The following is a 12,123-nucleotide window of genomic DNA, read 5'->3' as shown; positions in this document are numbered from 1 at the left end:
GTGTGCGCGGCGGGCGTCCGATGCCGCGCCCGGTCTACCGGCGGCGGTAGACCGAGCGCAGCACCGCCTCCTTGGCCGGTCCCTCGATGCGCCACTCCAGCTCCCAGGTGTCCGGCCCGGTCACGGTGAACGTTCCGGCGTAGCGGTCGGCGGCGCACGGGTGGACGGTCTGCCAGTGTCCGGTCCGCAGATCGAGGTCGTGGAAGGGGCGGCCGTCGGCGAACTCCACCGCGGCCGTCCCGTCCGGCCGGGGCCGCAGCCACAGCGTCCGCCCGGCCGGATGCACCGTGTCCGCCCAGGTCAGCTCGCCCTCCTCGACATGGAGCAGCGCACCGTCGGCGCCCTCGGGCCGGAACTCCGCGATCCCCCGGAAGCTGCCCTCGGCCCCGGCCCGTACGTCGAGGACGCGCCGCTCGATGGACCAGCGGCCGGTGAGGTAGGCCGCCACGTCGGGCACCGGACGGCAGGGACGGGCGGCGCGGGGCGAGGCGGGCGGGGGCTGCGGAGGGCCGCCGGGTGCGGTGGGCATGGACCGATTCTCCCCCGCCGGGCGCGGCACCGTTCCCGTACGGGCGGCCGGTCGGCTCCCTTACGGGGTGCGAGCGGCGCCGGGTCCCGTCATTCCGGGGCGAAAGGAGCGGACGCGCCGCGTCCGCGGGCGGTGTGCCGCGGGCTGGACCGGCCGGGTGGCCCGGCCCCCTTACGGGCTGTCGTGGCGACGCTCAGGGGAAAGCCCGGGGTGCCGTGCCGTGCGGAGCACCGCCGCCGCGCCTACGCTCGGTACCGAGATCATCACCCGGGTGCGGACCGCCGGGCCGCGGCCCGCGGCGCCCGCACCCCGGCGGCAGGCGGCGCCCCGCCCACCGCCGGCCTGGCGCGACAACCGGAGACCGGAGGCATCCCCATGCCGGACCTGTTCATCGGCGGCCGCTGGATCACAGCGGCCGACGGCCGGCGGCGCGAGATCCGCTGCCCGGCGGACGGCACCCTGGTCGCGACCGTCGACGAAGGCGGCCCCCAGGACGCGGCCGCCGCCGTCGGCGCCGCCCGCAGCGCGTACGACGACGGTCCCTGGCCGCGCACGCCCGCCGCCGACCGCGGTGCCCTGCTGCTGCGCGTCGCCGAACTGCTGGTGCGCGACACCGACGCGCTGGCCCGCGCCGAATCGCTGGACACCGGCAAGCGGCTGATCGAGAGCGTCTACGACATCGGCGACATCGCCAACTGCTTCCGCTACTTCGGCAACCTCGCGGCGTCCGGCGGCACCGACCGGGTGGTGGACACCGGACAGCCGGGGATCGAGAGCATCGTCCGCCATGAGCCGGTCGGCGTCTGCGCCCTGATCACCCCGTGGAACTACCCGCTGCTCCAGACTGCGTGGAAGGTCGCCCCCGCGCTCGCCGCCGGGAACACCTTCGTCCTGAAGCCCAGCGAGCTGACCCCGCACACCGCGATCCATCTGATGCGGCTGCTGGCCGAGGCGGGCCTGCCGGACGGCGCGGCCAACCTCACCCTGGGCACCGGCCCGCTCGTCGGTGCCCCGCTGACCGAGGACCCCAGGGTGGACCTGGTCTCCTTCACCGGCGGCCTGGTCACCGGGCGCCGGATCATGGCGGCGGCCGCCCCCACCGTCAAGAGGATCGCCCTGGAGCTGGGCGGCAAGAACCCGAACATCGTCTTCTCCGACGCCGAGTTCGACACCGCCGTCGACCACGCGCTGACCGCGGTGTTCCTCCACTCCGGCCAGGTCTGCTCGGCGGGCGCCCGGCTGCTCGTCCAGAACGACCTGCACGACAGCTTCGTCGACGAGTTGGTCGCCCGTGCCCGGCGGATTCCGCTCGGCGGCCCCTTCGACGAGCACGCCCGCACCGGCCCGCTGATCTCCGCGGCACACCGCGACAAGGTCGCCGCGTATGTCAAGACGGGTCTGTCCGAGGGCGCCGTCCTGCGCTGCGGCGGCGGGCCACCGCAGGACCCGGCGCTGCGCGACGGCTTCTACTACCTGCCGACGGTGCTGGACGAGTGCACCCCGGACATGTCGGTGATCCACGACGAGTCCTTCGGGCCGGTGCTGACCGTCGAGCGGTTCCGTGACGAGGACGAGGCGATCCGGCTCGCCAACGACACGGTGTACGGCCTGGCCGGCGCGGTCTGGACGCAGGACGCCGAGAAGGCCCACCGGGTGGCGTCCCGGATGCGGGCCGGCACGGTCTGGATCAACGACTTCCATCCGTATGTCCCGCAGGCCGAGTGGGGTGGCATGAAGCAGTCCGGTGTCGGACGGGAGCTGGGGCCCGCGGGCCTCGCCGAGTACCAGGAGGCCAAGCACGTGTGGCGGAACACCGCGCCGCGGCCGCAGAGGTGGTTCGAGTGAGCGAGGCGGGCCCGCCGCCTCCCGGTACCCGGGACGACGGCATGCATGACGACGACGCTTCGCTGGCCGAGTTCGGCTACAAACCGGAGCTGAAGCGCACCCTCGGCAACTTCCACACCTTCGCCGCCGGTATCAGCTACATCTCCATTCTCACCGGCACCTTCCAGCTGTTCTACTTCGGCATCACCCACGGCGGACCGGCGTACTGGTGGTCCTGGCCGATGGTGTTCTGCGGGCAGCTGATGGTCGCGCTCTGCTTCTGCGAGCTGGCCGCCCGCTATCCGGTGGCCGGGTCGATCTACAACTGGGCGAAGCGGATGGGCGGCCCGCACGTCGGCTGGCTCGGCGGCTGGATGATGCTCACCGCCACCATGGTGTCGCTGGCCGCGGTGGCCCTGGCCTATCAGGTGACGCTGCCGCAGATCTCGTCGTGGTTCCAGTTCATCGGCAACGGCAGCGGCCGGACCGACGCGGCGGCCAACGCCGTACTGCTGGGCAGCATCCTCATCCTGTTCACGACGCTGGTGAACGCGTTCGGCGTCAAGCTGATGGCGCGCATCAACTCCGTGGGTGTCGCCATCGAGTTGATCGCCGCGATCGTGCTGATCATCCTGCTCGCCGCGCACATCACCCGCGGCCCGTCCGCGGTGACCAAGACCTTCGGCCTGGGCGCCGGCCAGAGCCTCGGCTACTTCGGCGCCTTCCTGACCGCCTCGCTCGCCTCGGCATACGTCATGTACGGCTTCGACACCGCGTCCTCGCTGGGCGAGGAGTCCAAAGATCCGGGCCGCAACGCCCCGCGCGCCATCCTGCGGGCCCTGTGCGCCTCGTGCCTCATCGGCGGTCTGATCCTCCTCTTCGCCCTCCTCGCGGTGCCCGATCTGCACGCCAAGGAGCTGTCCGTGGACGGGCTCCAGTACGTGGTCCTCTCCACGCTGGGCTCGACGGTCGGTCAGATCGTGCTGTGGTGCGTGGTCATCGCGATCACCGTCTGCGAACTGGCGGTCCACACCGCGGGCATCCGCCTCGCCTTCGCCATGGCCCGCGACAACAACCTTCCCGCCGCCTCCCTGCTGGCGAAGGTCAGCCCGCGCTTCCAGACGCCGGTACTGCCCGCGGTCATCATCGGTCTGGTGGGCGTCGCGATCCTGCTGATCAACGTCAATCAGCCGCAGATCTTCTCGGTGATCACCAGCATCGCGATCATCATGATCTACCTGGCCTATCTGATGGTCACCGTCCCGATGCTGGTCCAGCGGCTCCGCGGCCGCTGGACCCCGGCCAAGGGCACGTTCTCCCTGGGCCGCTTCGGCCTCCCCGTCAACATCCTCGCCGTCCTGTGGGGCCTGGCGATGTCCCTCAACCTCGCCTGGCCCCGCGCCGCCGTCTACAACGCGACGGGCCCGCAGCACTGGTATCTCCGCTGGGGCGCCTTCCTCTTCATCGGCGTCGTCGCCGGCGGCGGCTTCCTCTACTACTGGTTCGTCCAACGCAAACGCACGGGGGTGCTGGAAGGACATGCCGCGGGGTCGTGAGCCCTGCGCCGCCCGGAAGGGAGGGCAGGCCGTTGGGGTGCGCACCCGACCGGAGGCGGTGGCGACGCCCGAAGGCCGGACGCCGCCACCGCTCACCGTCAGGCCGGTGAGAGGGCCGCCCCGCCCAGGTGCCGGGCGAAGAACCGGACCGCGCTGTCGGCCTCGAACCGGGGCAGTCCCAGGTGCCTGCCCGCGTTGGCGTGCAGGGTCTTCTCCGTCGAGGCGAAGGCGTCGAACAGCGACAGAGCCGCCTCGCGCGGGATGCGCTCGTCGTCCCACTGCAGCGCGAACTCGATCGGGACGGTGATCTGCTCCGCCTTCTCGATCAAGACGTCGGGCCAGGTGGCGACGTAGACCGCGGCCGTGATCCGGGGCTCGGCGGCCACCAGCGGCACCCCGATCGCGGTGCCCAGGCCGATGCCGAAGTAGCCCACCGGGCCGTCGGCGCCGATCTCCGGAAGTTGCTGGAGCGCGTCCAGGGCCGCCCGCCACTCGGGGACGGCGGACTCCGCCAGGCGGGCGTTGTACCGGACGACGATCGGGCCTTCCGGTTCGCCCGCCGCCTGCGCGCTACGCAGCGCGGCGATCTCCTGCTCGTCGTACGCGCTGCGCGGCCGGTCGCCGTGGCCGGGCGCGTCGAGGACGGCGACATGGAAGCCGCAGCCGGTCACCAGGCGCTGGGCCCGGCCCGCCATCGCGGGGTGCTTCTTGTGGTGGCCGCCGCCGTGGCCCATCAGTACCAAGGGCGCGGGCTCGGTGCCGGAGGCGGGCGACCAGAGAACTCCGGGGACGCCGCCCACGGTGAAGTCGCGTTCGCGTATGCCGTGCGACGAGGAATCGGTGGTGAAGTGCGGAGAGTGCATGAGGTGTGGCCTTTCGGGAGTGCCTGGTGGTCGAGGCGCTCCCGGCGACACCTGGGTCAATCGCCGGCCGTGACGGAAAGGGGGAGCACCCACGTCGATACTGCGTTCATGGGTCTCACCTCCTCGGGCGGTGTCACGGTCGAGGACAAGCTAACAGGCCGGTCTGCGTTCGTCCCCATCCTTTTTCCCACCGCCGATCGTCGACCGCGGACGGGGGCGGGCGGGCCTTCACCCCGCGGGTGACGGCCGGGGCGTGCTGCGGCAGGCCCCGGCCGGCCGTCAGCCGAAGAACTTCTGCGCGGCGCGCACCCCGTCGGCGAGGGCCTCGACCTCGTCCGTCGTGTTGTAGACGTAGAAGCTCGCCCGGGTGGTCGCGGGGATCTGGTACCGCTGCATGATGGGGCGGGCGCAGTGATGCCCCACCCGGACCGCCACCCCGTGCTCGTCCAGCACCTGGCCGACGTCGTGCGGATGGATACCGTCGACCGTGAAGGCCACGGTGGCACCGCGGTCCTGCAGTTCGGCGGGGCCGACGATCTGCACGCCCGGGATCTCCGCCAGCAGTTCCAGCGCCTTGGCGGTCAGCTCGCTCTCGTGCTGCATCACGCGCTCCATGCCCAGCGCGTTGAGGTAGTCCACGGCCGCGCCCAGCCCGACGGCCTGCGCCGTCATCGGCACCCCGGCCTCGAACCGCTGCGGCGGCGGCAGATAGGTCGAGTGCTCCATCGTGACGCTCTCGATCATCGAACCGCCGGTCAGGAAGGGCGGCATGTCCGCCAGCAGCTCCCGGCGGCCCCACAGCACGCCGATCCCGCTCGGCCCGAGCATCTTGTGACCGGAGAAGGCCAGGAAGTCGACCCCCAGCCGGGAGACGTCGACCGGCCGGTGCGGCACCGACTGCGCGGCGTCCACCAGCACCAACGCGCCCACCTGATGGGCGCGTTCGGCGATCAGTTCGACGGGGTTGAGCGTGCCCAGCACATTGGACTGGTGGGTGAGCGCGACCAGGACGGTGTCGTCGGTGAGCAGGTCGTCGATCGTCTCGAGGTCGAGCCGACCGTCGTCCGTCAGCGGGAACCACTCCAGCGTCGCCCCGGTCCGCCGCGCCAGTTCCTGCCAGGGCACGAGGTTCGCGTGGTGCTCCATCTCGGTCACCACGATCTTGTCACCGGCCTTGATCCGGCCGCCGTTGCCCAGCGCGTACGCGACGAGGTTGATCCCCTCGGTGGCGTTCTTGGTGAAGACCACCTCGTCCTCGCGCGCGCCGATGAAGGCGGCGATGGATTCCCGGGCCGCCTCGTACGCCTCGGTGGCCTCCTCCGCCAGTTGATGGGCGCCCCGGTGGACCGCGGCGTTGTGCTGGAGGTAGAAGTCGCGTTCGGCGTCCAGCACCGGAAGCGGCTTCTGCGTCGTCGCCGCGGAGTCGAGATAGACCAGCCGCGAGCCGCTTCGCAGCACGCGCTGAAGGATCGGAAAGTCCCGCCGGATCTTCTCGGTGTCGAGGCCGCCGGCGCTTGGCAAGGTACTCACTCACACATCCCTTCGTGGCACTTGTCTCACGATAATAGCGGCGATTCTCCGTTAGAAAGCGACTCGATTTCACGATGCGAGATGCAATGTGAGACGCGACGGATGGCGGCGGGTTGCGGCAGACTGGAAACACCGAGCGGCCTTACGGGCAAGGGGTGTTGACACGCCGAAGGCAGGCCCCATCCGAAGCCGCAAAATGCGGAACTGACGGGGCATCAGGGAGCCCGTAAGCACTCCCCCACGACCACTCCCCCCACGGGCCTCCCGCTCCGGGGCCGCGGGGCCAAGTCCCGCACGACCTCCGCGTCGCCGACCTCTCGGCCGACCTCGCACCGTGCGAATTCCGCCCCTCGATCCTCACACATGCAGCCAACTACTGCCGAACGGGAACGAGATGGTGTCAGCGGCCGCTGCGCAGGCCCCGGCTACCGGTCGCCGCCACCGCGCCCGGCGTAGTGACGGGCGGCCCGGACGCGGTTGCCGCACCGGTCCGAGCACCAGCGCCGGGCCGCATGGGACCGGAGGAACAGCCGGACGCAACCACGCGCGCCACAGCGGGTGAGCTTGCCCGCCTCGCCTCCGGACAGCAGGTCGACGCCATCCTCGGCCAGCCGCGACAACGCGGCGGCGACGTAGTCCGCGCCGGGGCGACGCTCCGCCACCACCAGACCGCCCCCTTCGACCCAGCGGACCGTACGCACACCGGGAGCTTGCGCCAGCGCGGCGTTGACCGACTCCAGGACCGCAGCGCTCGGAGTCGCCTCCTCGATGTGAGCCTCGAAGAGTGCACGCAGCGCCTCACGCAGCGCACACAGGCGCACCAACTCAGGCTCCCGGCAGGTCACTTCGGAAGCGATCAGACCGCGTCCGGCCAGCCACGTATGCGCAGCACCGGCGTCCGACAGCTCATCGAAAGGGCCGCTCGGCAGCGCGAACGCCGTGTTGATCAGGGCGAGCGACAGATGACTGCCCTCGCCGGGGGCCACGGTCCGGGGCGAGGGGCGTCGTCGGGCAGCATCCACGACCTAACGGTATCACTCGCGATTATCCATGATGCCGTGAAGAGCGCCCACCTGCCACGGGATGCCTCACCCTTCCTCAAGTACCGCCCGGATCACGTGCCGGGCGTTGCGCGCCATCGCCGGGTTCGTTTCGCGGTAGTACGGCAGCGCGATCAGCGCCTGCGAGAGGGTGCGACCCCGTCCGCGGGTCCAGGTCGCGTCGTCGACGCCCAGCGCCTCGCGGAAGACATCCCGTGCGCCGGGCGGCAGCAGGTTCCAGGCGGGGAAGAGATCGCACGCCGGGTCCCCCGCCCCCAGGCAGCCGAAGTCGATCACCGAGGTGAGCCTGCCGTCGGCCACCAGCAGGTTGCCCGGCATGAGATCGGCGTGCAGCCAGACCGGCGGACCGTCCCACTCCGGGGCCCGCAGCGTCTCCTCCCACACGGCGAGGACGGCATCGCAGTCGACACCCTCCTGAGGAATTCCGCGCAACTCCGCGATCGCCCGCCGGGTCCCCGTATCGAGCAAGGCGGCCGGGCCACCACGGTGGGCCAACGGCGCGCCGGGCAGGGTGATGCTCCGCATCGCCGTCACGAAGCCGGCCAGATCCTCGGCCAGCAGGGCCGGCGCACTCAGCGCCCCCGCCTCGGGGTGCTCCCCCGCGAGCCAGCGGTACACCGACCACGGCCACGGATACCCCTCGGCGGGCTGCCCGGCGGCGAGCACCTCGGGGATCGGCGTGGGCAGCTGGGGCGCGAGCCGTGGCAGCCAGGTCCGTTCCAGCGCAACATCGCCGACCCCGCCCTTCACCAGCGGGAGCCGTACGACCAGGTCGTCGCCGAGCCGGTACATCGCGTTGACCGTGCCACCGGACGCCAGCCGCTCCACGGCCAGCCCCGCCCACTGGGGGAACTGCCCGGCGATCAGTCGCCGTACGAGGTCGTCGTCGATGGGGTGCATGCCGGGGTGTAGGGGCTCTGCGCGCATGGCCCCCATTCGAGCGGTGGACGCGGCGAGGGGCAACCGCTTTCCCGGCAGGCCGCAGTGCCCAACGGGCCGAGGCCGGGGTCAGGTCTAAGAAAGAACCCGCCCGGCACAGGATCGTGGCGGGCGGGTGGGACGGGGAGCGTTGTGCAGAACGCGTCAGGTGAGCTGCGCGGCCGTAGTCGTGGCGCAGTTCTTGACGGCGTCCCAGATGCCTTCGCCCAGTGACGCGAAGAGTTTCTCCGGGTTGTCCGCGAGCCAGGAGATGATGTCGTCCCACTTGCCGATCGTGAACCGCTGGTCGAGGTCGAAGTCGACCAGGTGCGCTTCGAACAGGGACGCATGGCAGTCCGCCGTCAGGTGCAGGGTGGCGCCATTCCCGTCGACGGTGAGGTCGAAGCCACCTCCCGCGTGGATGGCCACCAAGCTTCCGGCGGGCACCGGGAGGCCGCCGAGCTCCACACCCCGGTGAATGGTGACGTCGAAGTCCAACTTGACCCGAGCCGAGGCCTTCAGTCCGGTGCTGTTGAGGGTGCAGCTCATGTCCGCGTGCAGCACGTCCGGCAGGTCCACGGCGGTCGTGAAGGCGAAGCCCTCGTTGCCGAGTTCCGCCTCGACCGAGGCCGACAGACCGAGGAGGTCGAGCTTGCCGGAGAGGCAGAAGATCTTCGCCGGGAGGTGGCCGGTTCGGATGCCGCGGGTGTCGAGGAGGTACTGGGGCCCCTTGGTTCCGCTCGCGTCCGAGAGGGTGAAGACGTCGGCCAGCTTCAGCGGTTGGGCGATGTTGCTGTAGGCGTAGAGGCCGTCGTCGCTGACGTTGACCTCGAAGCGCCAGTTGTTGCCGAAGAAGTCGATGTCTCCCTTGGCGTAGAAGCCCTGCTTCCACTCCTCGTTGGTCACGGGGTTGGTCCAGCCGCCGGGAGCGGTGACCACACGCATCTCCAGCTTGTGGAGCGCGATCTGCTTCAGAAAGGCGAGCTGGTCCGGCGGGGTGCCGAGGACGGCGAGCAGGTTCCAGATCGAGATGCCGGTGTCCTGGTGGACTTCCTCCAGATCGAAGCGGAAAACGGTGACGTACGGCTCCGGACTGAACCCGCCCTCGACGTCGAGCTTCAGGGCGGCGTCGCCGATGACCACCGAACCGCCTCCGCCCAGGGTGAGCCCGGTTTCCGCCCCGGAACCGATCTGCAGGTAGAAGCCCTGGACATCGAAGCCTTCCACGCCGAAGGCGTTCTTCCACGTGGGGAGGTGATCGGATGAAGGCGGCTCGGTGAGGCCGGCGAGGCGGATCGCGGTGCTGCGCACCGGACTGTGCGTGGACTCGCCCGCCTGGTGCGGCGTCGCGTCGTGGAGGGGGCGGCCGTCGGCCCCGGGGACGGGGTCCGCCGTGAGCAGCGTGTGCCCGGGGGCCCGGAGTGCGTAGGCCAGTTGGTGCGGCGAAGGTCGTCCGGCGGCTTGTGCTGCACCGGGACCGGCGGGCTTGAGCGCCAGGAAGAGGTGGAACTCCGGGCCCTTGAGGGCCCCGCCGGCCACGAACTGCAGCAGGGTCGCAGGAGCGGACCCGACGGCCGGAACGGTGAAGTTCCACGAGGTCTGGAGCGACACCTCCCGCTGCGCCGGGCGGATGGTGAGAGTCAGGCCGCCGAAGCCGTCGCGGGTCTTCTGCTCCGCGAGGGATGCGGTGAACTCGGAGTCCTGGACCGGCGTGGTGAGCCGCGCCGTCAGGTGGATGCCGCCGGAGTCCTGGAACAGCGCCTGCAACGGTGCCAGCGGCCCCGTCAGCTCCAACTCGGTGAAGAACGTGAGGCCCTTGTCCAGCGTGGCGGGCAGGGTGTCGGGCGGGTTGGCTCCGGCATCGACGGGCACCCCGTCGGCGGAGCTGATGGCGAGCCCGGACTTGGCGAACGTGATGCCGTCGAGGAAACCGAGGGCCGAGGCCCAGGCCGACACCTTCCCCGGCGACCAGGCCCAGTCCTGCTGCCAGAGAGCGGCAGCGAACTGGGTGCCGCCCTCCGCCTTCTTGGCCGCCTTGCCGAAGAACGTCAGCCGCGCCGCGTCGAACGCCGCCGTGGTGCGGACCGTCAGCTCATAGCTCCTGCCCGCGGCCGGCTCCCCCGCCAGCGCGTTCCCCAGCCGTACGGCCACAGCGGGGTGGCGGAGGGAGACCCGCGGCAGGTCGGCGGGCAGCGGCACGTCGGCGTGGCAGGCGAGGGACTTCAAAAGCTCGGTCAGGTCGAGGTCGGGGAAGTCCCCGTCGAGCTCGAAGGTGCCGGGGAGGGCCCACTTGGCGGAGAACTTCACGACGGAGTCGTCGCCGCTGCCGCCCGAGGCCGGACCCAGCTCGGCCTTGGCCGACAGGGTGCCGGTGGTTCCCGGACCGCTGTCCGGCTGCTGCTGTACCGCGCCACCGGGGGCGCCCTCGCCGCCCTCGCGCGCCAGCTCCAGCCCGGCCTCGGTGAGCGTGATGCGGGCGGCGCCGATGTCGATGTGCCATGCGGAGGACACGGACGCGTCCACCTCGTACGCGCCCTTCTTGGGTGTCGCGGTGCCGGAGAACTTCTTCAGCGTCAGTTCGGGGACGCCGGTGAGGTCGGTGTGCGGCAGGAAGCGCTGGAGCACGTCCCGCAGCTCGGCCGGCGTGCTCTCGTCGAGGGTGAGCCGGAAGGTGCCGGGCGGGATCTCCGCGGTGGCACGGAGGCTGACGTTGCCCGCGACGAGGAAGTCACCGTGGCCGGTGACCTTCGCCGAGCGGGATTTCTGAAGCGGGTTCGTGACGGTCAGCGCGGCGCCGACGCCGGTCAGGGCGAGGTCGTCACCCACGATCGGCCACTTCGTGCCGGGCGTGCTCTCGACGGTGGCGGTGACCTGGGTCAGGGCTGCCGCCAACCCGCCCTCGGCGCATGCTGAGGGATCGATGGTGGCGGTGATCCCGGTGAGGTGGACGGAGTCGCCGAGCGGGAAACCCTGGCCGGCGAGTTGCCGGGCCGCGGCGCCGGTGCCGTTCCACGCGGCGAGGTCGTCGGGCGACAGCTTCTCGGGAAGCCGGTCGGCGCTGAGAGCGAGCACACCGCCGCCGGAGGGGAGCGGAGCGCTGATCTTCGCCCCGCCCACCTGCCCGAGGACCAGGTCTGCGGCCAGCCGCAGGCCGTACGTGACCGAGGAGCCGTTCGCCTCCTCGTCACGCGAGCCGGCCGACAGGTGGAAGGAGGCGGACAACTCCCCGTCCGGCCGGGGCGACGAGCGCAGCGCGATGTCGGTGCGGACCCCGCCGGCCGGCTCCTTGGCGGGGCGGCGTACGACCGGTCCGCTGAGCGACAGGTCCCCGGGCCCGGACCGGAGCAGCGCGGCGAGGCTGCCGAGCTGCTCCGGGTCGTTCACCTGAGCGGCGTGGAAGGTCAGGCCGGGGTTCAGCGCCGGGTACCCGTCGCGCGGGGGCCGGGCCGCCGAGGTGAGCAGGAGCGCAGGCGGCGCCGGGAAGGTGAGGAGGGCCAGGTCGCTGCCGGCGGTGGCGGGGAAGGAGGTGGCGAAGGTCCAGTCCGCGGGGACGACGAGCGGGACGTAGAGGGTGGGGTCGTGGTCGAGGGGGTCGAGGCCGAACTCGATCCCGTGGACCGGCAGACCGGTGAGGCCGAGGCCGGTGACGGTGAGCGTGCCGTGCACGACCACGCCGCCGTCGTGGTCCTCGCGCCGGAGGTCCGTGACGGTGAGCGCGCCGTCGAGCCAGGTGCCGATGAGCGCGGCCGCGCGACCGGCGCCGAGGCCGGCGGCGGGGAGCGTGAGGGTGGTGCCCTGCGTGGACCGGGTGAGGAGGGCCTTGAGTTCGTCGATCGTCATGG

The 12,123-nt window shown here is 71.5% G+C and carries 8 protein-coding genes; 2 read left to right on the top strand and 6 right to left on the bottom strand.

Annotated features, from left to right (window positions below; genetic code table 11):
- Positions 1 to 34: 34 nt before the first annotated feature.
- The gene (locus tag ACZ4U4_RS28665) at positions 35 to 529 is read right to left on the bottom strand and encodes a DUF6314 family protein (protein ID WP_467880133.1); all 495 of its coding nucleotides are present in this window, start codon (positions 527 to 529) and stop codon (positions 35 to 37) included.
- A gap of 375 nt (positions 530 to 904) precedes the next feature.
- On the opposite strand from ACZ4U4_RS28665, the gene ACZ4U4_RS28660 reads away from it, so the two are divergent.
- Entirely contained in the window at positions 905 to 2,374 is a 1,470-nt protein-coding gene (locus ACZ4U4_RS28660) for an aldehyde dehydrogenase family protein (protein ID WP_467880130.1), read from the top strand.
- Between the two features lie 41 nt (positions 2,375 to 2,415).
- Positions 2,416 to 3,909: an APC family permease gene (locus ACZ4U4_RS28655; RefSeq protein WP_467880127.1), complete on the top strand. Its 1,494-nt coding sequence runs from the start codon at positions 2,416 to 2,418 to the stop codon at positions 3,907 to 3,909.
- A 98-nt stretch (positions 3,910 to 4,007) separates the two neighbouring features.
- Here the strand turns inward: ACZ4U4_RS28655 and ACZ4U4_RS28650 are convergent, their stop codons facing one another.
- The 5 genes from ACZ4U4_RS28650 to ACZ4U4_RS28630 all read right to left on the bottom strand — a co-directional run bounded on the left by ACZ4U4_RS28650 (position 4,008) and on the right by ACZ4U4_RS28630 (position 12,121).
- Positions 4,008 to 4,772, bottom strand: a complete 765-nt coding sequence (locus ACZ4U4_RS28650) for a dienelactone hydrolase family protein (protein WP_467880124.1) — start codon at positions 4,770 to 4,772, stop codon at positions 4,008 to 4,010.
- A gap of 279 nt (positions 4,773 to 5,051) precedes the next feature.
- The gene (locus ACZ4U4_RS28645; RefSeq protein WP_467880121.1) at positions 5,052 to 6,302 is read right to left on the bottom strand and encodes a cysteine desulfurase; all 1,251 of its coding nucleotides are present in this window, start codon (positions 6,300 to 6,302) and stop codon (positions 5,052 to 5,054) included.
- Between the two features lie 425 nt (positions 6,303 to 6,727).
- Complete coding sequence (locus tag ACZ4U4_RS28640; protein WP_467880119.1) at positions 6,728 to 7,324, bottom strand: CGNR zinc finger domain-containing protein; 597 nt, start codon at positions 7,322 to 7,324, stop codon at positions 6,728 to 6,730.
- 66 nt (positions 7,325 to 7,390) lie between these two features.
- A complete protein-coding gene (locus tag ACZ4U4_RS28635; protein WP_467880116.1) occupies positions 7,391 to 8,290 on the bottom strand; it encodes an aminoglycoside phosphotransferase family protein in 900 nt (299 codons plus the stop codon).
- A gap of 156 nt (positions 8,291 to 8,446) precedes the next feature.
- Entirely contained in the window at positions 8,447 to 12,121 is a 3,675-nt protein-coding gene (locus ACZ4U4_RS28630) for a hypothetical protein (protein ID WP_467880113.1), read from the bottom strand.
- Positions 12,122 to 12,123 lie beyond the last annotated feature (2 nt).

The sequence above is a fragment of the Streptomyces sp. NPDC029159 genome (assembly GCF_055564055.1).
The sequence above is the reverse complement of the archived record's forward strand: the minus strand, read 5'-3'. Positions and strand labels throughout refer to the sequence as shown.